Origin of the sequence: Vibrio gallicus (assembly GCF_024346875.1) — a bacterium.
GTDB lineage: Bacteria > Pseudomonadota > Gammaproteobacteria > Enterobacterales > Vibrionaceae > Vibrio > Vibrio gallicus.
In genome coordinates this window covers 1,608,375-1,630,949 of sequence record NZ_AP024871.1, presented here as the reverse complement: position 1 = coordinate 1,630,949, position 22,575 = coordinate 1,608,375, and the positions used below count along the sequence as shown (strand labels likewise).

Annotated in this window: 23 protein-coding genes; 20 read left to right on the top strand and 3 right to left on the bottom strand. The window is 45.0% G+C overall.

Annotation, left to right across the window (positions count from 1 at the left end; all coding sequences use genetic code 11):
* The 18 genes from OCU28_RS07510 to OCU28_RS07425 all read left to right on the top strand — a co-directional run bounded on the left by OCU28_RS07510 (position 1) and on the right by OCU28_RS07425 (position 15,515).
* The gene (locus OCU28_RS07510; RefSeq protein ID WP_261815594.1) at positions 1-1,032 is read left to right on the top strand and encodes an SPOR domain-containing protein; all 1,032 of its coding nucleotides are present in this window, start codon (positions 1-3) and stop codon (positions 1,030-1,032) included.
* On the top strand, positions 1,033-1,518 hold the full coding sequence (locus OCU28_RS07505) for a TadE/TadG family type IV pilus assembly protein (RefSeq protein ID WP_261815593.1): 486 nt from the start codon (positions 1,033-1,035) through the stop codon (positions 1,516-1,518). It begins immediately after the preceding gene.
* Positions 1,505-2,026 carry a tight adherence pilus pseudopilin TadF gene (gene tadF / locus OCU28_RS07500; protein WP_261815592.1) on the top strand — a complete coding sequence of 174 codons (522 nt, stop codon included), beginning with the start codon at positions 1,505-1,507 and terminating at the stop codon, positions 2,024-2,026. Before OCU28_RS07505 ends, tadF begins: the two co-directional genes overlap by 14 nt.
* 16 nt (positions 2,027-2,042) lie before the next feature.
* Positions 2,043-3,524: a hypothetical protein gene (locus OCU28_RS07495; protein WP_261815591.1), complete on the top strand. Its 1,482-nt coding sequence runs from the start codon at positions 2,043-2,045 to the stop codon at positions 3,522-3,524.
* A gap of 9 nt (positions 3,525-3,533) precedes the next feature.
* The gene (locus OCU28_RS07490; RefSeq protein ID WP_261815590.1) at positions 3,534-4,163 is read left to right on the top strand and encodes an OmpA family protein; all 630 of its coding nucleotides are present in this window, start codon (positions 3,534-3,536) and stop codon (positions 4,161-4,163) included.
* Positions 4,164-4,254: 91 nt separating this feature from the next.
* The gene (locus OCU28_RS07485) at positions 4,255-5,595 is read left to right on the top strand and encodes an O-antigen ligase family protein (protein ID WP_261815589.1); all 1,341 of its coding nucleotides are present in this window, start codon (positions 4,255-4,257) and stop codon (positions 5,593-5,595) included.
* A gap of 271 nt (positions 5,596-5,866) precedes the next feature.
* Positions 5,867-6,769: a LysR family transcriptional regulator gene (locus tag OCU28_RS07480; RefSeq protein WP_261815588.1), complete on the top strand. Its 903-nt coding sequence runs from the start codon at positions 5,867-5,869 to the stop codon at positions 6,767-6,769.
* Positions 6,770-6,943: 174 nt separating this feature from the next.
* Positions 6,944-7,561, top strand: coding sequence for a cytochrome c biogenesis heme-transporting ATPase CcmA (gene ccmA, locus OCU28_RS07475; RefSeq protein ID WP_261815587.1), 618 nt, complete (start codon positions 6,944-6,946; stop codon positions 7,559-7,561).
* 2 nt (positions 7,562-7,563) lie between these two features.
* Positions 7,564-8,232 carry a heme exporter protein CcmB gene (gene ccmB / locus OCU28_RS07470; RefSeq protein ID WP_261815586.1) on the top strand — a complete coding sequence of 223 codons (669 nt, stop codon included), beginning with the start codon at positions 7,564-7,566 and terminating at the stop codon, positions 8,230-8,232.
* Positions 8,233-8,262: 30 nt separating this feature from the next.
* Entirely contained in the window at positions 8,263-9,012 is a 750-nt protein-coding gene (locus tag OCU28_RS07465) for a heme ABC transporter permease (RefSeq protein ID WP_261815585.1), read from the top strand.
* Between the two features lie 2 nt (positions 9,013-9,014).
* A complete protein-coding gene (gene ccmD / locus OCU28_RS07460; RefSeq protein WP_261815584.1) occupies positions 9,015-9,221 on the top strand; it encodes a heme exporter protein CcmD in 207 nt (68 codons plus the stop codon).
* On the top strand, positions 9,218-9,706 hold the full coding sequence (ccmE, locus tag OCU28_RS07455) for a cytochrome c maturation protein CcmE (RefSeq protein ID WP_261815583.1): 489 nt from the start codon (positions 9,218-9,220) through the stop codon (positions 9,704-9,706). Before ccmD ends, ccmE begins: the two co-directional genes overlap by 4 nt.
* Positions 9,703-11,661, top strand: coding sequence for a heme lyase CcmF/NrfE family subunit (locus OCU28_RS07450; protein ID WP_261815582.1), 1,959 nt, complete (start codon positions 9,703-9,705; stop codon positions 11,659-11,661). The genes ccmE and OCU28_RS07450 overlap by 4 nt, the downstream gene beginning before the upstream one ends.
* Entirely contained in the window at positions 11,661-12,215 is a 555-nt protein-coding gene (locus tag OCU28_RS07445) for a DsbE family thiol:disulfide interchange protein (RefSeq protein ID WP_261815581.1), read from the top strand. Before OCU28_RS07450 ends, OCU28_RS07445 begins: the two co-directional genes overlap by 1 nt.
* A complete protein-coding gene (locus OCU28_RS07440) occupies positions 12,212-12,673 on the top strand; it encodes a cytochrome c-type biogenesis protein (protein WP_261815580.1) in 462 nt (153 codons plus the stop codon). The genes OCU28_RS07445 and OCU28_RS07440 overlap by 4 nt, the downstream gene beginning before the upstream one ends.
* Positions 12,673-13,917: a c-type cytochrome biogenesis protein CcmI gene (gene ccmI, locus OCU28_RS07435; RefSeq protein ID WP_261815579.1), complete on the top strand. Its 1,245-nt coding sequence runs from the start codon at positions 12,673-12,675 to the stop codon at positions 13,915-13,917. Before OCU28_RS07440 ends, ccmI begins: the two co-directional genes overlap by 1 nt.
* A gap of 74 nt (positions 13,918-13,991) precedes the next feature.
* A complete protein-coding gene (locus tag OCU28_RS07430) occupies positions 13,992-14,726 on the top strand; it encodes an MlaA family lipoprotein (protein ID WP_390623765.1) in 735 nt (244 codons plus the stop codon).
* A gap of 102 nt (positions 14,727-14,828) precedes the next feature.
* On the top strand, positions 14,829-15,515 hold the full coding sequence (locus tag OCU28_RS07425) for a DNA-3-methyladenine glycosylase I (RefSeq protein ID WP_261815577.1): 687 nt from the start codon (positions 14,829-14,831) through the stop codon (positions 15,513-15,515).
* 325 nt (positions 15,516-15,840) lie between these two features.
* Here the strand turns inward: OCU28_RS07425 and OCU28_RS07420 are convergent, their stop codons facing one another.
* From OCU28_RS07420 to OCU28_RS07410, 3 genes are all read right to left on the bottom strand, one after another.
* Complete coding sequence (locus OCU28_RS07420; RefSeq protein ID WP_261815576.1) at positions 15,841-17,136, bottom strand: outer membrane protein transport protein; 1,296 nt, start codon at positions 17,134-17,136, stop codon at positions 15,841-15,843.
* Between the two features lie 308 nt (positions 17,137-17,444).
* Positions 17,445-18,164 carry a DUF3379 domain-containing protein gene (locus OCU28_RS07415; protein WP_261815575.1) on the bottom strand — a complete coding sequence of 240 codons (720 nt, stop codon included), beginning with the start codon at positions 18,162-18,164 and terminating at the stop codon, positions 17,445-17,447.
* Positions 18,157-18,768: a sigma-70 family RNA polymerase sigma factor gene (locus tag OCU28_RS07410; RefSeq protein ID WP_390623764.1), complete on the bottom strand. Its 612-nt coding sequence runs from the start codon at positions 18,766-18,768 to the stop codon at positions 18,157-18,159. The genes OCU28_RS07415 and OCU28_RS07410 overlap by 8 nt, the downstream gene beginning before the upstream one ends.
* A 374-nt stretch (positions 18,769-19,142) precedes the next feature.
* On the opposite strand from OCU28_RS07410, the gene fadI reads away from it, so the two are divergent.
* On the top strand, positions 19,143-20,450 hold the full coding sequence (gene fadI, locus OCU28_RS07405; RefSeq protein WP_261815573.1) for an acetyl-CoA C-acyltransferase FadI: 1,308 nt from the start codon (positions 19,143-19,145) through the stop codon (positions 20,448-20,450).
* Complete coding sequence (gene fadJ / locus OCU28_RS07400; RefSeq protein ID WP_261815572.1) at positions 20,450-22,558, top strand: fatty acid oxidation complex subunit alpha FadJ; 2,109 nt, start codon at positions 20,450-20,452, stop codon at positions 22,556-22,558. Before fadI ends, fadJ begins: the two co-directional genes overlap by 1 nt.
* The last annotated feature ends 17 nt before the right edge of the window (positions 22,559-22,575 follow it).

Sequence of the window (22,575 nt, the reverse complement as noted above, 5' to 3'; positions counted from 1 at the left end):
ATGAAACGCTTGTTGTTGGTTTTTTTACTGTTGGCGGGTGGCTGTGCTAATCATGGCACCAACCGTGATGAGCATGTGGAGAATCAGCTGACCATTAGTAAAAACTATACTGGGCTGATTGAACACTATAAGGCGCAAGTGGTAGCCAACGATAAAGATTGGGATGCGCAGTTTAAGCTTGCTCAAGCCTATTTCAATAATGACGATATTGAGTCTGCTGATTTTTATGTGCAGCGAGTGCTTGAGCTTGCTGATGCGCCATCCGCTAAAGCCCATTTGCTAAAAGGGCGAATTCTGGCCAAAGGATTTGCATTCGACAAGGCACTAGAGGAATACGATCAGGCAATCGCATTGGGGCTAAACGACGCTCAATTGTATATGCAACGCGGCATTGCTTTGGCGCAGGTAAAGCGCTATGAGAGCGCAGTTGATAGCTTCAATATCGCGCGTCTGCGCGGCTTTGATGAGACATCGGTTAAGAACAATATCGCCATGGTTCATATTTACCAAGGGGACTTCCAGGCGGCGGTTGATATTTTATTGCCTGTGTATGAGCAAGATACCAGCAACAGTAAGGTTAGCTCGAACCTTAAGCTGAGCATGTTGAAGCTAGAGGCTCTAGAGCAGAGTAAGCAAGCTAAGGTGAACCCTGAAGCCAAAACGCCAGCGTTAGAGACGAAAAGCGCGCCGATTGAAGATGAGACCTTAAGTGAGGCGGAGGTGTCTGAAATCTCCGCAGAGGAGTTCTTTGCCGCCCAAGCGCCAATTAATCAACAGACGAAACCTAAAGGGCGTAAGTACTACATTCAGCTAGGAGCCTACGACAATATGCCCGAGGCGTTACAAAAGCGAAATGAGCTGCTTGATACCCAGTTACCGATTGCAATTCGTCCTACTGAGCTAAGTAACTCAGGCACTTGGTATCGCCTGTTAACGGGAGAGTTTGACTCTTACCGTCAAGCCCAGCGTTTTGCCTCAAATAATAAGCGCGTTTTAGCCTCCCATGATTACTTTATACAGGTGATCAAATAGATGCGCAGATATCAAACGAATACCCAATCTGGTGTGGTCACCATCGAGTTTGCGCTAGGCGCGTTTGCGCTGTTTTTAGCCTTGTTTTCAGTATTTGAGATAGGACGCTTTTCTTACATCGTGAACCTCACCGATGCCACTCTTTCGGAGAGTACGCGTAAGGTGCGCATCTATGAAGGTGAGAAGTTGGGAACCAGTTATGAAAAACGCTTAACTGAGGTGTTAGAAAGTGACGCTTCAATGTGGAATAACCTTGGCTTTGTTACCTATGAGGATTTCTCTTACGAGATTGAGTCATACACCTCGTTAGATAACCTGTCGCAAGGATTAAGCAGTGCCAATTGCGAGCGTTGTCCACTGATTGTGTATCAGTTGAGCTACAACTATAGCCCTGTGGTATTTCAAAGCGTGCTACCGGACGCGAGAATCACTCGTCGAATCCTGACCATACAAGAGCATGAGGGGTGGGAAGATGAAGACACCTAACAATCAGCGCGGCGCGTTTACGGTCGAGGCGGTATTTGGCATTACTGTGCTGATGATGATGATGATGTTTATTGGCGACCTTGCCAATGTGCTGTCCGGTAAAACCCAATCTGGGCAGGTGAGTTATGCCATTGCTACCGCCACTAAAGAACGACTACGTTTTTTTGATGGTCGACATAAGCTCTCGCAACAAGATTTTGAGCTGTTGGATTCCATAGCCGGCGACCTGCTAGAGCTTCAAGCGCCAGAAAAGCGAGATGGCTATGGGCTGACTATCGAGGGCTATAACGATTCCGATATTGTGGCTTTCACCAACGATTTTGATAACGGAGAGCCGTGTCAGCCGGCTAATACGATCAGTGAATTAGCCCACCTGCGACCAGTACGAGACGATGGGGTGGTGTTTCCAATTTATCAGGTAACTGTCTGTATCAAGATGGACGGATTTTCCCAATATTTCCCAGGTATGAGGTATGTGAATAGCTCCTCGGTGTTACCGGGCCGTTAATTCAAGGAAGGATATTATGAAGGGTTTTAAGCAGCAAAAAGGGGTGGCGATTATCGTTGTTGCCCTGAGTATGGTCGCCATTGGCGGCGCAGCGCAACTGGCCATTGAAGGCAGTCGCATGATTCAAGAGAAGAATCGACTGGCGGATGCGGCAGAGGCGGCAACCCTAGCGGTGTCTATCGCCAATCGTTCTGAGCAGGCGGTATCCGACCAAATGGCGCGTGCTTACCTAGAGAACTACCTGCCAAATGTGGATATAGAAACGGTTAACGTTCGCCGCACCGATGGGCAAGAAGAGATTGACGGTGACCAGCTATTCTATGTCAAATACGAAGTGGAAGCGGATGCTAAATTTGATGCCCAATTTGGCTTTTTGGGTGACAGCTCTAATGTCAGTAATGAGTCGCGCGCTATAGGTAACGATGCGATGGCAAAGACCTATCTGTTACCATCGGATCTGGACTTGATGTATGTGGCGGATTTTTCAGGTTCAATGAATGAAAAATGGCAAGGCAAAAAAACTCAATTAGATGTGCTCAAGGAGCAGGTAAATATTATCTCTAATGATTTGTTGTCTAGCAGTGCTACTAATGCCGGTTATGCCCATCGAATTGGGTTTGTCCCATTTAACCTGCGTACTCAGGAGAGTATCAATGGTGAATTGCGCTGCGTAACCGAGCTGGAATATAAAACGGTTGCAGCTAATGGGACTCAAGTTCCTTTCAATAGCATTGATTGGTATCAGTGGGGTAAGGAAAGGATTGATGACGTAACCGACTGCGAATCTAGGTCTAGGAATTGCCCTGAATTTTCGACTCAGGCTGAAGCTAAGGTAGTGTCTGAGGTGTTTACGAAATCGATGAATGAAACCGGTAACAGTGTTTATTTTCGTTATCCGGATCCGAAGTCCTATATCGATCTTCAAAAGACAGTCTATAACTGGCAAACCAGTAAAACAGCGACGTCGTCTTTGCATCCATCGGCTAATTCTAGCACCCTTTATCACGCTGGAATGTGTGGCTCCGATGCGGGTTTTTACTCCATTCCGTTAGCAATGACTGCGCCAAATATTAATAATATGACAGCGGCTGGCTGGACGTCTGTTTATCAAGGGCTGATACGCGGCGCGCAGATGCTTGCCGATGGCAAGCCGGATGTTGAGGATATGGAGGCGCTGGAAGATTATCATAAGCGCGCACAGATGCTGCTTATCTTGAGTGATGGACAAGAGAACCCGTATAAAAGCACCTTCTCAGATTTGGTTAATCAAGGTTTGTGTACCGAGATCCGAAACCACTTCACAGACCATGAACGCCCACTATATATCGGGGTTATTGGGATTAACTTTGATGCTTCAGGACAAACCGGATTCCAAGAGTGTGCAGACGAAATTATCGATGTATCGAATAGCCAAGACCTGCTCGATAAGATCCAAGAGTTAATCCAAAAAGGAGCGGCCACCAGTGGTGTTACGCGCCTGTATGACAAAACGCTATAGGAGCAGGTTATGAGATTAGTTATCGGCATGCTAGGTTGTGTGTTGTCGTCGATGGCAGTTGGTGCAGATATCAATGCTAATATCGAACAGCTGTGCTCTTCACAGCATATGTTGATAAAGCACTCGGTGAGCATTGGACAGGCGAATGGGGTTGCTAATAGCCGAGCTCAGCACTACCAGATACAACCGTCATTAACTGAGCCACAGAAATCTCAGTTGGTGACGAGTGGCATTGATCTTGGTGATGACTGCTTAGAATATTTGAGTAAGCAAGATGTACTCGAAGTGGACTCCGATGGGGTAGTGGCGCGCGTTTATTTTAACTTTGATAAGAGCGAGCTTACCCAAACCTCTAAGCTTACATTACAGACTCTAGCTCAGAGGATGTCGTCCCTTCACAGTGTACCTAATCTAGATGTTGTTGGTCATACCGATGCGCTGGGCGGTAAAGATTATAACCACCATCTTGGACAACATAGGGCGCAGGCCAGTAAGGTGTATCTAGTTGAAGCGGGAGTGGCGAAAGAGGTGTTAGCACCTCACTCACGTGGATTGGAGCAGCCGCTTCAAGATAACAGTACTGCGCAAGGCCGGGCGGCCAATCGAAGAGTGGAAATTAAACTGGCAGATCCTACCTAGTTCACATTGCTTAACTAAATCGTGGATTATAGTTGCCCAGTCGCTATGCAATTAGTATATAAGTAACTGGGCTTTCTCACTTTTTCTCTATATGAACACCGCAACTGCCAATCCCCTAAGTTTGTTGACGCTACTCAGTATTATGCTGTTTAGCTTTAATCTGTATGTGCTGCCCGATGAGCCAGTCTTAGTTTACGACAGTAAGCGATTGCTGCTATGTGGGTTGATTGTCGCTGGCTGTGTTTGGGTGTTGATAGCCTCTAGTGTGCGCCAGCGCGTGGTTGGGCGCATTGCCGGTATCAACCCGGTTATGCAAGGCTTGTTAGCTGTTTTCTTTAGCTTAGCATTTGCCGCTGATCTGCTTGGCCTATTTCCCGACAAAGCGTTACCCCTTTACTTCTACTATTGCGGCTTATTAATACTGACCTTGCTGTTCTCATTAGAAAAACCGCGCTATGACACCTTTAAGGCGTTCTCTGGGATCATTATATTCTGCTTTTTGTCGGTGTTTGTCGGCTTTACTGTGTCTAATTTTGCGGGGGATGGAAGCTCAATCTTTACTATCTTGAGCTATGCCAATCCGCGATTTTTAAATCAGGTTCAGGTCTGGCTGGTGATCCCTGCCTTATATATCGCGCTTATTTCTAAGCATAGAATCAGTTGTGTAATTCCTATTTTGAACTTTGCGCTGATGTTTGCCCTTGATGCTAGAGGGTTGGCTATTGCCTCCCTTGGAGGAATTGCATTATGGGCATTAATAGATAACAGGCACCGCAAACAGATTTTAAAGCTGGCTATAAGCTGCATTTTACTCGGGTTTGTGGTGTCGTTTGTGTTGCTGTCACCGCTACCTGGCTATCTTGCGCATGGCGAGTTTAGCCGTTCACTCATGGATATGCGAGATGACTCGAGTGGGCGATTGGCGTTGTGGCGTTATTCAATCCAGATGTCGCAGTTTTGGGGATTGGGGAGTGATGGCTTTGTGTGCACCTCTGAGAATTTTATCCGCCCCCATAACTCGATATTACAAATACTTCTCAAGTGGGGAATGATTCCTGCACTGTGTTTTGTTGCGCTGTGTTTGATCTTGTTAAAACAGGTGTGGGTTGAAAGAAGCTATCGCTATCGGATCATTGGTTTGAGTTTGTTATCTGGTTTGGCTTATAGCCTAGTTTCGAGTGTATTAGACTCGCCGTTTAGCCTGCTAATGGCTTCTCTATTTACTGGGTGGTTTTGTGGGCGAAATGCGCTCCAAAAGACTACTGATAAATACAAATGGTTACATGGCATGATCTGTTTGTTGGCTCTGTTATCAATCGTGTCGATTGCGTATAAAGTACATATCCGAGTCGATAATAATTTTTATATACACCAAGAACAAGAGATTATGCGGCCACAGTTCTGGTTAGGAAATAACTGCCCGGATAAGTAATTACCGCTTGTATTACGAAATTAATATCAATCGTTGTTTTTATATCTCTGTTATCAAGATCTTGTGCAAATAATTGATAGGGATAACATTTGTGTAATGGATATTTAAAATAAAGATAGGTATAACGCTAACTTAAGCTTGGCTTGATTACACAGGTTAGAATTAAATATTTTTTTTACATAAATAATTATCCATTATTAGAATAAATATAATTATCTATGCTGTTATTTATTTTTGAAAATGGGGAGTTTATCTTAGGTGAAAAATAATAATGATTGACGCGATTGAAGCCTTCATTTTAGCCGCTGAAAATGGCTCTTTTAGTATTGCAGCCAAAAAACTGGGGAAAAGCCAGTCGGCTATCAGTCAATTGATTCATAATCTAGAAATTGACTTAGGGTATGAACTATTTACTCGCAATGGCCGCTTTATATCCCTCAACGACAATGGTGCAGCATTATTGAAGCAGGGGCGTATGGTAAAAGCGCAGCACGCTAGGTTCATGCAACAAGCGCAGCAGCTGAAACATAATCAAAAACAGCAGCTAAAATTGGGAATTGACCCTTTGCTGTGTCCAACAAATATCACTCGTTTGATACAGGACTTTGAGGCGACATTTCCCTCGGTAGAGCTGTATCTGATTTATCGTGACAGTATGGCGCTACATCAACTGTTACAACAACACCAGCTCGATATCGTGATTGGTGGACGGTGTGAATTTGTATCTGCATCTGAGTTTTATACCGAAAACATCGGTGTGGCTGAAAATGTATGGATTGCCCACAAAGACAATTCGATACGCATTAACGGTGCACTAGAGTTGTTTGAGATGAGTACCTATCGTTACCTGATACCGCCTCAGTTTCAATCGGACGAGCTAAAAGCGATAACCGATTTTGTGTCCGTATGGTGGATGGATGATATCCCAACCCTGTTTCAGATGTGTGAGTCGAATTCGAGCATAGCGTGCGTACCTAAAACTTCCTTAGAACTCCTTTCTCAATATGACAACTTAGTGGTATTGAACACTCGTTTTCTTCCTAAGGTAAGTAAAGGTTTAGTACTCAGTTGGCAGCTTGATAACCGAACCCATCCGTTTTGTGAGTGGATAAGTCAGGCATTGGCTAACGTAAATCAACGGGATTATAGAATGACAGTAGGGCTTGTAGATTGAGACTATCAACCGCCACTATGCAAATTTTTTATCACCAGAAGTGAACCTAACTCAAATAGTGGCTAGATTGTTGTGAATTGTGTGAATGAACGCCTACTAATTGACCGTTTAGATAAGGTCGTATTATTAGCTTATGATATTATCTCAAGCCGTTGTGTTAGATGTCCGTAGGCCATGCTGCAAATAAATGAATTAACTGCAATCCGTGATGAGCGTGTACTGTTCGAAAACCTATCTTTCTGTGTTAAGGCTGGTGACTTGATTCAGGTTGAAGGTCGCAATGGCACGGGCAAAACAACCTTATTGCGTATTATTGCGGGCCTGGGGGATAAAGAGTCTGGTTCCATTGAATGGAACGGAGAGTCTATCTTTAGCGAGCGCGATGCATTCCATCAAGACCTGTTGTTTTTAGGGCATCAAACTGGGGTGAAAAGAGACCTCAACGCCTTTGAAAACCTTTCATTTTATCTGCAAATGACCAACCAGTATTTTCCAGAGCAACAGATATGGCAAGCGCTCACTAAGGTCGGGCTTGCTGGGCGAGAAGACGTACCTGTTGCTCAGCTATCGGCAGGGCAACAGCGCCGTGTTGCGTTGGCAAGGCTATGGCTTAGTAAGCACCCACTTTGGATTTTGGATGAACCTTTGACTGCTATTGATAAGCAGGGGGTATCGGTATTAGAGCAGCTTTTCTTACAGCATACTGAGCAAGGTGGGATGGTTTTATTGACTACGCACCAGGATATGTTCAGCAGCTCTGATAGGCTCAAAAAGATAAGGCTCGGGTATTAATTATGCTAAATAATATGTTAGCTATCATCCGTCGTGAATTGCTGATTGCATTTCGCCGCCGTGCTGATGTATTCAATCCGCTATGGTTTTTTATCATAGTTATTACCTTGTTTCCTTTAGGTATTGGCCCTGAGCCAAATCTTTTGATGCGTATTGCGCCCGGTATCGTCTGGGTGGCAGCACTGCTTTCGGCCATGCTATCCCTAGAGCGCCTATTTCGAGATGATTACCAAGATGGTGCATTAGAGCAGTTGATGTTAATGCCTATTCCATTGCCTTTGGTGGTTATCTCTAAGGTCATTGCCCATTGGTTACTTACCGGTCTACCTCTTATTTTGATCAGTCCGTTGCTGGCAATTCTGTTGAGCCTAGATTTCAATAGCTGGCTTGCGGTATTGGTGACGTTATTGCTAGGCACGCCAACCTTGAGCTTTCTGGGGGCAATTGGCGTGGCCTTAACTGTGGGGCTACAAAAAGGTGGGGTGTTGTTGAGTTTATTGATCTTACCTTTGTATATACCTGTATTAATATTTGCGACGTCAGCCATTGATGCGGCTGGTTTAGGTGTTGACTATAGTGGGCAATTGGCGATTTTAGGCGCAATGCTTGCTGGTTCATTGACCCTAAGCCCCTTCGCAACAAGCGCCGCGTTGCGGGTGTCAGTAAATTAACTTTTTCGAATTACGAGAGAATATTCAATCATGTGGAAGTGGTTACACCCTTATTCTAAACCAGAAATAACCTACAACTTATGTGGGACATTGCAGCCCTGGTTTACCGTTTTAGCATTACTGTGTTTGAGCCTAGGCACTGTGTGGGGATTGGCATATGCACCTGCTGATTATCAGCAAGGTGATAGCTTCCGAATTATTTACATTCATGTGCCATCTGCAATTTGGTCTATGGGTGTTTATATGTCGATGGCGATTGCAGCGTTTATCGGTCTCGTGTGGCAGGTACGCCTTGCTAACATCGCGGCGGCAGCTATGGCTCCTATCGGTGCTGTCTTTACCTTTATTGCACTGATGACGGGCGCAGTTTGGGGTAAACCTATGTGGGGAGCTTGGTGGGTTTGGGATGCACGCCTTACTTCCGAGTTGGTGCTACTGTTTTTATATTTGGGGGTTATAGCCCTTTATCACGCCTTTGATGACCAAAAAACTGCGGCTAAAGCGGCGGGTATTTTGGCGGTAGTCGGGGTGATTAACCTACCAATCATTCACTTTTCAGTTGAGTGGTGGAATACGCTTCATCAGGGAGCAACCATTACTAAATTTGACAAGCCTTCAATTTCAAACGATATGTTGTGGCCTCTGCTATTGAATATCTTTGGCTTTGCGTTCTTCTTTGGCTCAGTGATGCTTACACGCTTCAGAAATGCCATCTTACAAAAAGAAGGGCACAGACCTTGGGTACAAAAATTAGCAACCACTACATTTAAACGGGGATGAGTATGCACTTTGACTCTTTTTCAGATTTTTTAGCTATGGGCGGATATGCTGGTTACGTTTGGAGTGCGTTTGGCATTACCTTCGGTGTGATGGCATTTTTGTTTGTTTTCAGTCAACGCAGTCACACTGCAATATTAAAAGAAGTACGTAATAAAATGGATCGACAGGCAAGAGTTGATGCGGCCAGAGATGTGGAGAATACCTTATGAATCCAAGACGTAAAAAACGATTAGGTTTGGTGTTAGCACTGGTGCTAGGCATAGGTGCAACCGTTGGTTTGATGCTATATGCATTGAATCAGAATATGGACCTGTTTTATACGCCTACAGAGATAGTTAATGGTAAGGCTGGTAGCGGTGATAAACCTGAAGTTGGTCAACGCTTGCGTATCGGGGGTATGGTTGTTGCTGGCACTGTTCACCGTGATCAGCAATCATTAAAGGTCTCGTTTGATGTTGCAGATATCGGTCCTGCTGTGACCGTTGAATACGATGGTATTCTTCCAGACTTGTTCCGCGAGGGGCAAGGGATTGTAGCGCAAGGTGTATTGGTGAGCGCAACTAAGGTTAAGGCGTTTGAAGTGTTGGCTAAACACGATGAAGAGTATATGCCGCCAGAAGTTGCAGAAGCGATGAAGGGTGTTCACGAGCCTCTTCAATATACAGATGCTCAAAAGCAAGGAAGTGCACAATGATTGCTGAGATTGGGCATTTTGCCTTAATCGCATCCCTAGCGATGGCGGTTCTATTGAGCGTTCTGCCGTTGTGGGGTGCGAGTAATAATAACGGCTTATTAATGAATACCGCACGACCGCTGTCGTGGGGGATGTTTCTATTATTAGGTGTTTCGTTCTATATACTTTGCTACTCATTTTATATTAATGACTTCACTCTTACTTATGTAGCAAGTAACTCCAACTCTGCACTGCCTTGGTACTATCGAATTACCGCGGTTTGGGGGGCTCATGAAGGGTCACTGTTATTATGGGTGTTTATCCAAGCGGGTTGGACGGTTGCAGTAGCAAGCTTTAGTCGCGGAATGCCTCAAGAGTCAGTGGCGCGCGTGTTGGCGGTAATGGGTATGATTACAGTAGGCTTTTTACTGTTCATCATTGTTACTTCAAACCCGTTCTTACGTACACTCCCTTATTTCCCGGTTGATGGTCGAGACCTTAACCCACTATTGCAAGACCCCGGTTTGATTGTTCATCCACCTATGCTCTACATGGGATATGTTGGATTTTCGGTTGCGTTCGCGTTTGCTATCGCATCGCTGATGACTGGACGCTTAGATACGGCATGGGCGCGCTGGTCTCGCCCTTGGACTATCGCAGCGTGGTCTTTCCTAACGCTAGGTATCGCTCTAGGTTCTTGGTGGGCTTACTATGAGCTTGGCTGGGGCGGCTGGTGGTTCTGGGATCCAGTTGAAAATGCATCCTTTATGCCTTGGCTTGCAGGTACAGCCTTGATGCACTCATTGTCAGTAACCGAAAAACGCGGCACCTTTAAAGCATGGACGGTATTGCTTGCAATTTTGGCGTTTTCACTCAGCCTATTAGGTACCTTCCTGGTTCGTTCTGGGATCTTGGTTTCTGTGCATGCATTTGCTTCAGACCCGTCTCGTGGCATGTTTATTTTAGCATTCTTGGTGTTTGTGATTGGCGGCTCTCTATTGCTGTTCGCCCTTAAGGGACAGTCGGTTCGAGTACGCGGTAACTTTAGCCTGATCTCACGAGAAAATGCCTTATTATCTAACAACATCTTATTGATGGCGGCCTTGGCTGTGGTGTTGGTAGGAACACTTCTTCCATTAGTTCACAAGCAGATTGGCCTAGGGTCAGTTTCGATTGGCGCACCTTTCTTTAATATGCTGTTTACTTGGTTGATGATTCCATTTGCCTTTGTATTGGGTATCGGTCCATTGCTGCGTTGGAAGCGCGATGACCTGCAAAGCTTAGTTAAACCTCTACTGGGTGCTGGCGTTATCTCGCTGCTACTGGGTGCTTTGATGGTATACCTGCTCAGTGACCACTTTAGTGGTATGGCATACCTTGGTTGGGTGATGGCTATCTGGATTGTCACTTTGCATAAGTATGAGGTCTTTCAACGTGCAACTCATCGCCACAGTTTTTTCAAAGGCTTAACTAAGATACATAAGAGCCACTGGGCAATGATGTGCGCGCATATCGGACTTGCTGTTACCGTTATCGGTATCGCAATGGTTCAAACCTATAGTATTGAACATGATGTGCGTTTAGCCCCAGGCGAGAGCTTTGAGGTTCAGGGTTATAGCTTCCATTTTGATAAGGTTAGAGACAACGATGGACCGAACTATGACGGCTACATCGCTGATTTCGATATCATTAAAAATGGTCGATTGATCAATACGTTACATGCTGAAAAACGTTTCTATACTACCCAGCGTTCGATGATGACTGAAGCCGCTATTGATGCGGGCGTCACTCGTGATCTCTATATTGCGATGGGTGAGAAGCTTGATGATGGTGTGTCATGGGCGGTGCGTATTTACTACAAACCGTTTGTACGCTGGATCTGGGCGGGCAGTTTGTTAATGACATTAGGTGGCGCAATCGCGATTAGTGATCGACGTTACCGCTTCCGTAATAAAGCCGTATCCAAGGAGTCATAATGAATAAGAAAGTATTATTTATACCTTTGGTGTTGTTTCTGGCATTGGCCACTGCGTTTGCAATCCAGTTGGTCAATAATGCGGGTGGCGATGATCCAACTAAGCTTGAATCGGTATTAGTGGGCAAACATGTGCCTAGCTTTGTACTGCAAGATTTGGAGGATCCAAACTTGCAACACGATCAAGCGATATTTAAGGGGCAGCCACTGTTGCTTAATGTGTGGGCGACCTGGTGTCCTACCTGTCGCGCTGAGCATCAATATCTTAATCAACTGTCGAAGCAGGGGGTAAAGATTATTGGTCTTAACTATAAAGATGATCGTGGTAAAGCGCTAAAGTGGCTCAAAGAGTTGGGTAATCCATATATGACCAGCCTTTATGACGGTAGTGGTATGTTTGGATTAGACCTAGGGGTATACGGCGCGCCTGAGACATTTTTGATCGATGCCAATGGCATTATTCAATATCGTCATGTGGGTGATGTGAACCCGAGAAACTGGCAAGAAAAGCTGGGACCTATGTATCAACAGATGCTTGATGAGGTGAAATCATGAAAAAATGGTTAGTTGCCTTAGCGATGTTATTTAGTGTTTCTGCATATGCTGCGATAGAAATACATCAATTTGATACCCCAGAGCAAGAGCGCCAATTTCATGAGTTAAACCAAACTCTGCGTTGCCCTAAATGTCAGAATAATAGCATTGGTGACTCCAATGCTGAGCTTGCTATAGACCTGCGTCAAAAGGTCTATGAGATGACCAAAGAAGGCAAATCACGACAAGAAATTGTCGATTATATGGTCGCGCGTTACGGAAACTTTGTGACCTATCAGCCGCCATTTACTTTAGGTACTGCAATCTTGTGGTTTGGACCACTGCTGGTAGTACTGATTGGTTTTAGCATAATGATTACTCGTACCAAACGAAATAAAAAACAAGCTCAACAGCTGAGTTCGGCAGATACAGAGCGACTTAATTCACTGCTAAACGATAAAGACGGAGACAGCAAGTAATGGTAATGTTTTGGATTGTTACTCTGCTTATTATCCTTGTGTCTGCGCTGTTGATTGTAGTGCCATTAACACGACACAAGGTCGCTAATGATGCACAAAGACGCGACGAGCTTAACAAAGCTATTTATAAAGAGCGTGTTGCTGAACTGAAGGTAGAAGATGATGAAGGCATCGTTGCCAATAAAGACGAGCTGATCACTGATTTAAAGCAGTCGCTTTTAGATGATATACCTGAACAGCAAGAGTTGGCGGCGAAGCATTTGAAATCACCTTGGCTGGTAGCTATCGTATCTGCGGTACTATTAGTGGGTATTAGCTACGGCTTTTACGCTAAGTTCGGTGCAATCTCAGAGGTTGCTCATTGGCAGCAAGTAAGTGCGAACTTACCTACGCTCAGTAAAAAACTCATGGATCCCAACAGCGAGGGTATGTCAGATGAAGAAATGGCTGACCTTACCTTAGCACTGCGCACCAGTTTACACCGCAACTCTAAAGATGCGACTGGATGGTTATTGTTAGGTCGTATTGGCTTAGCCAATCGCGACGTGCAAACCGCTATTGGTGCGATGGAACGAGCGCGTAAGCTCAAGCCTCAAGACCCGGATATTCAGTTAGGTTTAGCGCAAGCATTAACCATGTCTCCTGATGAGGTAGATCACGACCAAGCAACGCGAATTCTAAAGTCACTGCTACAACGCAATTATGTTGATGTACGCGTGCTTTCGTTACTTGCTTTTAGTGCCTACGAGAAACAAGATTATGCGGGTGCTATTAAATACTGGCGTGGTATGCAGCAAATGATTGGGCCTGATGATAACCGCTATGAGATGCTCGGACGCAGCATTGCCAATGCGCAAAAGGCAATGGGGCAATCTAGCGATGAAACCTTGAGTGAGCAGATGCCAGCTGCATCAGGCGCTGTGACTATACAGCTTTCTGTTGCTGAGGGTATTACGCTTCCTAAAGATGCTGCGCTTATCGTTTCAATCCATCGCGCAGATGGCTCGCCAATGCCTATAGCCGCGGCTCGCTACGGTTTGGGTTCATTCCCTCGCACTGTGGTAATGGATGATGGTAACAGCATGATTGAAGGGCAAAAGCTCTCTTCTTTAGATCAATTTATCGTTAGAGCACGTATAGATACTGATGGTAACGTGGGCACTCGTGACGGTGATTGGTATGGTGAAAGCAAAGTGACACCTAAGGGTGGGCAAGCTACACTTCAAATTAATCAGCGTTACTAGCTTTAAGACTAGATAATCAGCGGGCTCGTCTTTATGAGCCCGCATTTTTACCACAGGAGATGGATATTCCTGCTATGAAAATATTGTGGCTACTTTTGGCCTCACTATTAGTGGGTTGTGCCTCTGCTCCTTCTGATGAGTACGAATCACACCCCAATGATCCCTTTGAGGGATTCAACCGCACTATGTGGGATTTCAACTATGAAATCCTAGACCCTTATCTGGTTCGCCCGGTCTCCCTTGGCTATGTCGATTATACCCCTGTATTTATTCGCACTGGGATCAGTAACTTCTTGTCTCACCTTGATGAGCCATCAAGTGCGCTCAATGACCTGCTTATGGGGAATGGTCAATTGGCGCTCAACCATTTTAATCGCTTTTGGATCAACTCAACCTTTGGTGTACTAGGGCTGTATGATGCCGCCTCTCAAGGGGGAATAGCTAAGATGGATGAGCGTACCTTCAGTGATGTGCTTGGTTATTATGGAGTCGGTAATGGTTGGTACTTTATGATTCCGGCTTATGGCCCATGGACATTAAGACAAGCAGGGGACTTTGCTGATGATTTTTATCCGCCACTGTCTTTTCTTAATATCTGGGCAAGCCTTGGCAAGTGGTTCTTTGAGGGCATGGAAGGGCGCGCGGCGCTGGTGTCACAAGAAGAGCAGCTAGCAAACTCTCCAGACTCGTATTCATTGAGTCGCGACGTTTTCTTACAAAGACGTGATTATAAAGCGATGGTTTCAGATAATGAGAAAGTTGATGAAGAGGAAGAAGATTATCTGGATGATTATTTAGATGACTACTAAGGCTCATCCTTAGAATACTCGGCTAATAGCGCGTTGCAGTGATAAATTTTCTTTTTTAAATACAAGAAATTGGTTACCGTACTAGTGAATATAGAGGTATATATGAAACTAGAAAAATTCCAAGATATTTATTCAATAGCAGCGCAGCGAAAAGGCGGAGATGAGCAGTTAGAGTGTCGTCTATCCACTCCGCTTTTTGCCGATGAAATTGCCCAAATTTCCGAAGATAGATGGCTTGCTGAATTCAGCCAAAAGGTATTTCAGTGCGGCATATCATGGTCTGTAGTACGAAAAAAATGGCCTAACTTTGAAGAGCTGTTTTTTGGATTCAAGCCAGAATCATTGCTTATGCTCTCTGATGAAATGTGGGAGAAAAAGGCGCAAGACCCGAAAATCATCCGACATTTTGCCAAGGTGATGACGATACAAGCCAATGCGCAGATGATAATTAATGCTCGCCGTGAACACGGCTCCTTTGCCGAGATGGTGGCCAATTGGCCAGCTGAGCGAATTACTGAACTGTGGGATTATTTAAAGAAGCATGGCAAGCGTCTTGGCGGTAACACTGGCCCGTATGCTTTACGACAGTTAGGTGTAGATACCTTTATTTTGTCTTCAGATGTCGAAGGCTATCTAAGAAGCTACAACATCATAGATAGTGGCAGAGACACCAAAAGAGCACGCCTAGCCGCAACCAACGCATTTTGTGAATGGCAACAACAATCCGGACGCAGCTTTACTCAGATCAGTCAGATAATCGCGTATAGCTGTGGGGATAATAGGGTTTAGGGGGAGCGGTTCTATGGTGCTGTGGCCCTGTGGTTCTGTGGGTGGCATCATCGCAACACCGATAAACCGCAACACCGTCAATCTCGTCGTCCCCGCGTAGGCGGGGATCTGTAGATACTCGATATGTAATTTAGTTTGTTTACTATAATTGAACCCCAGAGATCACAGATGCTGGGGGGAGCGGTTCTATGGTGCTGTGGCCCTGTGGGTGGCATCATCGATACACTGCAACACTGCAACACTGCTACATCTCTCCCCCCAAACCCAAAAAAGGCGCTGAGTCGAAACTCAACGCCTTTCACCAATAAATCTAATTAAGAGTTAATTAGAAGCTTTGGCTGTACTGTAGACCTACTAGGATTGCATCTGCACGTGTTGTTGCAGTTAATGCAGTATCGCCAGTGGTTGGGTCTAGTTCTGTAACAGATTCATCAGAGCCGATTAGGTACGTGATACCAAAATCAAGAGATGAGTCTGGAGTGAAGTGGTAAGTTGCACCACCTGAGATCCAGTTACGGTCTGAATCAGGTACTGAGATTGAAGTGATTTCATCTTGAGCACTAGTATCATGCATATAGCCGGTACGTAGTTCAATTTTATCAGTTACATACCAAGTACCACCGATAGCAAAGTGCCAGCCATCTTGCCATGCGTAAGGCTTGCTGTAACTTGTTGGAGTCGTGATTCTTGGGTCTAGTGATTGCGCCTTAACAATGCCTGATCTGTTTGGATCTAGGTTTGCAAAGTCGATATCATCAAATGCGCTCCAACCAATCCATTGCACTGAGTAGTGAACAGCAAAGGCGGTATCTTTAATTCGGTTATAACCTGAGAATTCAGCCATATCTGGTAGAGGTAGGGTGATCTCTTGACCGTAGTCGTCTTTAACTGAGATGCGAGGGCTATGGCGGTAAGATAGACCCCAACGGTTATTCTCATCTAGTTCATAAACTGTACCTACGTTGTAACCAACAGCCCAACCATCCGCATCTTCTACGTTGATAAGGTTATCACCGATTAATTGGTTCGTTGGTGCAGCAGTACCGCGGCGTATTGTTCCTTGTCCCCAAATAATATCAAGGCCAGCACCAAAGCTCCACTGCTCATTCAGGCGATATGAACCTGCTAGACCGAGGTTCATGCTCTTGATATCAGTCTCGCCACCAAATGAAGCTGCTGGACCGTTTTGGTCGTATAGCGCGCTACCAGAGAAATCAGTACTTGTACCAAAGTTTGAGTAGGCATTTACACCAAATGCAAACTTATCGTTAATTGGTACGATTAAGTGAATGTTAGGCGCAACGGAAGTGCCACCAATATCATCATAGTCGCTATTAGGAATTGGTTGAACACCAGCTGCTTTAGCATCTGTAACAGAGATATCAGTAGTAATGGTTTCGAAACCAAGTGACAAAGAAGTTTTATCAAAAAGGGCCATTGTCGCCGGGTTACGAGCCATTGAAGACGCGTTATCTGCGATTACCGCGTCACCTGCAAATGCACGACCGATACCGGTAGCTGATTGTGCGTTAAGTTGAAAACCTGCAGCATGAGCTTGAGAGGTCGTTACTACTACGGCTGCAGCCAGTAGTGAGCGTTTAAATACACGCGTCTTATTCATGTTAACTTTTCCTTATGATTTACGCCAAAATTCCTAGCGTATCAACCTGTATTCCCATCTAAAAATGTGGGCATTTATTATTAAGGTCGGCTGATACTATTCGTAATTCTAATTTAAACAACTCAGACCACTGGAAAAATTCGCCAAAAAGTTACTTTTTGAGCGTTATTTAACGTAAAAGTCGGCAAAAACTGTATTTTTAGAGTTACTACTCTAAGTCAACGCTTGGTATGAAATGGGTAGAAAAAGTGAGAACCTCTTAACAAAAGGCATGTTAAGAGGCTGATTTATATGAAGTTGTTGGCATATTAGCGGGGTTTTATAATCTGTGATAGGCGTTGAGCGATCTGTTCTACATTTTCGCCATTTTGCCCCACTAATATCATCGAAGCGTCAGCTAATGGTATCAATGACCCAGTCATCCCTTTTTCACTGAAGTTGATCGGGTTTTCAGCGGAGATGTTGGTAATAAACAGGGTTATTCTCCCTTTCTCACCTTGGAACTCCATATGTAACGCGTGACTTGTACCGAAGCTACAATGGTTTAAGTAATAAACATGGTATGGGAATGTTTCGGTAAACCTGTAGGTAAAAGGGGTCAATTTGGCATTAATCTGCTGAGAACTGACTTCTTCATCGAGTTTATCGGTAAACGGGCGTTCTTCGATAACATGTTGTATGGCCGTATCGGCTAAACTTGCATGCGCATGAGGGACTATGTTGGGGGTCCAGTTCAATTGCCCAATTAATACGCCAAATGCAAACGCAATCGATGCGGCTAGGGCAAAGCTGCGTTTAACTAAGCTTGGTCTCGTTGCTTTTTTAACGGATGATTGTTGGAAAATAATCTTGTCTGCAAGATTATCTGGCGCATCAATACGCATTGCTTGTTCAATGCGGGCATCTAGGCTTAGTACATCATCAGTAAATCTAGCGTTATTTTTATTGTCTGTTATCGCCGCGATGAGTTCTTTATCCCGAGCTTTGGGATCAGACATGATGCGGCGGCGGAATTCTAGATCATCCATTTTGCATCCCCTGAGTATCTTGATTGTTGTCGAGTAGTTCTTTGAGTTGGTTGCGAGCTCTAAACAGGCGAGTCATTACCGTATTTTTATTGAGCTCAAGAATTTCACCAATTTCTTCACCACTAAACCCTCCGATAACCTGTAAAAATAACGGCTCACGGTATTCAATATCCAAGCGCATGATTTGAGCCTGCAACCATTCTCTTTGATGGAAACCGTCATCGTTGACCTGGCCTTCATTGCCTGGGTCGTCGATATCAACCAGTTCGAGTTGCTTACGTTCAAACCTGCGCGCGTTCTCACGGCGCAAAATGGTAATAAGCCAAGACTTAGCTGCTTTTTCATCTTGCAATGAATCCAGCGCTTTCCATGCTCGAAGACAGGTTTCTTGTACCAGATCTTCGGCTATGCTTTTATCCTTGCAAAGCCAGTAACCGTAGCGGAAAAGATCTTTATGGTAGGCGCGCACCAGCGCTTCGTATTTACGTTGTTTTTCCATATTAGAGTCGACCGAGGATGTCGAACTTTTATTTCGTGGACGTTGATGTTTTTTCAATAATTCGAACACAGCCACACTACCTCCCTGATAAGTGGGCAATTTCATATATATCTACGATAGCATATTCAATCTATTGATTAATAATATATAAGTGCTTAGTAAATATTGATCTAGTTCAATGAACCATTTTCGATAGGCACTATAGTAGCGGCTGTCGTTTAAGTCGCCTTTATGTGGTGACTGTTAACGGTTTCCATTTAGATTGATATCACTCTACTCACTGCCTAGGTTCTCTTTTAGAGTTATGACGTTACGCAGTGAGGTTGGCACGATGAGTAGTACATCGTGCTAACTAACTTAACCACGCCTTTGGGTGTGGTTTTTTTTTGCCTTAGATCTAGTTTGCTAGAATAATGTTTTGAACTAATTAACATTTTCGTTACACTTGATCAGGTCTGACCTGTGAAAAAGGAAGTGTAATGGGAATACAGCAATTGACTACGCGACAGGGAGCTAGAATCGCTGTCGTCGCTGGCCTGCGAACGCCGTTTGCAAGGCAAAGTACTGAGTTTAAAGATGTACCGGCTCTAGATTTAGGGAAAATGGTCGTAAGCGAGATGCTTGCAAGAACGGATATTGATCCGAAACTCATTGATCAGGTTGTGTTTGGGCAGGTTGTGCAGATGCCCGCCGCGCCAAATATTGCTCGAGAGATAGTGCTAGGCACGGGTATGGATATCAATACCGACGCTTACAGTGTGACTCGCGCTTGTGCCACCAGTTTCCAGGCGGCGGCGAACGTGATTGATTCGATTGTTGCGGGCAACGTAGAGATAGGTATTGCAGGTGGTGCGGATTCCTCCTCAGTGCTGCCTATTGGTGTAAGCAAAACCTTGGCAGCAAACCTGCTTGCCTTAAGTAAAACCAAAACCTTGCCCCAAAAGCTTAAGATCCTTAAGAGCTTCAAAATGAAGGATCTGATGCCCGTACCTCCAGCTGTTGCAGAATACTCTACCGGTTTGTCTATGGGACAGACTGCTGAGCAAATGGCCAAGACACACGGTATTTCACGCCAAGATCAAGATGCACTAGCGCATCGTTCGCATTCTTTTGCCGCTCATGCGTGGAATGAAGGCTTGATACGAGATGAGGTCATGACTGCTTATCCGGCGCCGTATAAATCATGGTTAGGCCAAGATAATAACGTTCGATTTGACTCCACTATTGAGGGGTATGCCAAGTTAAGGCCAGCCTTTGATAGGCAGTATGGCTCCGTGACAGCGGCCAATGCCACGCCATTAACCGATGGCGCGGCTGCAATTATGTTGATGAGTGAAGCCAAAGCCAAAGAGCTTGGCTTAGAGATCATGGGCTTTATTCGCTCTTATGCCTTTAGTGCCACTCAAGTAGATAAAGATATGCTGATGGGACCGTCTTATTCGACGCCAATGGCCTTAGACCGAGCGGGTATTTCCTTATCCGACCTGACGCTAATAGATATGCACGAGGCGTTTGCAGCTCAAACCCTAGCCAATCTTAAGATGTTTGCCAGCGATAAGTTTGCGCAAGACAAGCTAGGCCGAAGCCGTGCTATTGGAGAGGTGGATATGGACAAGTTTAATGTCCTTGGGGGGTCAATTGCATACGGCCATCCATTTGCCGCAACAGGAGCGCGTATGATCACTCAAACACTGCGTGAGCTTAAACGTCGCGGGGGCGGTTTAGCTCTAAATACTGCTTGTGCGGCGGGCGGCTTGGGCGCAGCTATGATTTTGGAGGTCGAATAATGAGTGAACAAAATACCTTTAATTTGAATATAGATAGTGAGCAACTAGCGTGGCTTTCGATTGATGTTCAAGGCGAGAAGATGAATACCCTGCAAGCGGCATTTGCAGACGAAATGAAGGATATTCTTGCACAATTAAATGACAAATCTGCTGATATTAAGGGCCTTATCATACACTCACTTAAGCCCGATAATTTTGTGGCAGGTGCGGATGTTAAGATGCTAGATGCTTGCACTAGTGCAGATGAAGCTACCGCGTTGGCTGCTACCGGTCAGCAGATATTTTCCGAGCTATCAAAGCTACCGTTTGCGGTGGTCGCTGCAATTCATGGGCCATGCCTAGGTGGTGGATTAGAGCTTGCTTTAGCCTGTGATTACCGAGTTTGTACTGACGATGACATTACGCGTTTAGGATTACCTGAGGTGCAATTGGGCCTACTACCTGGCTCAGGTGGCACGCAGCGCTTGCCGCGTCTAATTGGCTTGATGTCTTCTCTTGATCTGATCCTGACCGGAAAACAAGTTCGAGCTAAGAAAGCCAAAAAATTAGGCTTAGTTGATGCTGCGGTACCAGATTCGATATTGTTTGAGGCAGCCAAGCAGTTTGCGGTTAGATCAAAGCGTAAGCGTAAAGCGTCTTCAAAAGAAAAGTTAATCACCAATATTTCCGTTAGCCGCAAGGTGATTTTTGATCAAGCTGCCAAAAAGACTCGAGCCAAAACCCGAGGCAATTATCCAGCAGCCGACAAGATTTTAGAGGTCATGCAATTTGGTCTTGAAAAAGGGATGGTCAAAGGGTTTGAAAAAGAAGCTCAACAATTTGGTGAGCTGGTAATGACTCCTGAATCTAAAGCGCTACGCTCGTTATTTTTCGCCACGACTGAGATGAAAAAAGAGCACTTTGGCGATGCAAAACCTAAGGCTGTAAGCCAAGTTGGTGTGCTTGGCGGCGGATTGATGGGGGCTGGCATCGCGCACGTGTCTTTAGCCAAGGCAAAATTGCCGGTTAAGTTGAAAGATGTCGGTGAAGATGGCGTGCTTAATGCGCTTTCTTATAACTACAAGCTATTTGGGAAGCAGCTTAAACGTCGCATTCTCTCTAAGGCGCAGCTTCAATCTAAAATGGGGCAACTCCGTGGTGGAACGGATTATCTAGGCTTTGAGAAAACCCAAGTGGTTATCGAAGCGGTGTTTGAGGATCTCGAGCTTAAGCAATCTATGGTTAAAGACGTTGAGGCGCTGTCTGATAAAGACATTATATTTGCTTCAAATACCTCATCGCTGCCTATTTATCAGATAGCTGAGGGAGCGAAGAAGCCACAAAATGTTGTGGGTTTACACTATTTTAGCCCAGCAGAAAAAATGCCATTGGTTGAGGTTATCCCGCATGCCACGACCTCCGATGAAACGGTTGCAACTGTGGTCGCGCTTGCGCGTAAGCAGGGTAAAACGCCTATCGTGGTAAAAGACAGTGCAGGATTTTATGTGAATCGCATTTTAGCGCCTTATATGAATGAAGCAGCGCAGGTGTTGATGGCAGAGCAAGAGATCGAGCATATCGATAACGCATTGCTTAACTTTGGCTTCCCTGTTGGACCGATTACTTTATTAGATGAGGTAGGGGTAGATATTGGCGCCAAAATAATGCCAATTTTGGTTAAGGAACTCGGAGATAGATTTCAAGGGCCGGACCTGTTCGATATCCTGCTAAATGATGGTCGCAAAGGGCGTAAGGTAGGGAAAGGCTTTTATACCTATAAAGGCAAAGATAAGAAGGTTGATAAAGCCGTCTACAATCTACTTAAGTTAACCCCTTCTAAATCTATTGACGAAAATGATATTGCGTTACGCTGTGTGATTCCTTTACTTAACGAGGCTGTACGTTGCCTAGATGAAGGTATTATCGCCAGCCCTAGAGATGGTGATATTGGTGCTATCTTTGGTATCGGTTTCCCTCCATTTACCGGCGGACCATTCCGCTTTATGGACCACTATGGCTTAGACAATCTGATTGAAAAAATGGCTGAGTTTGAGCTGAAATACGGCGAACGCTTTAAACCGTGCCAGGCAATGGTTGATAGGGCGAAAGAGAAACGACGGTTTTATTAAGGGGATGGGGTTCTGGG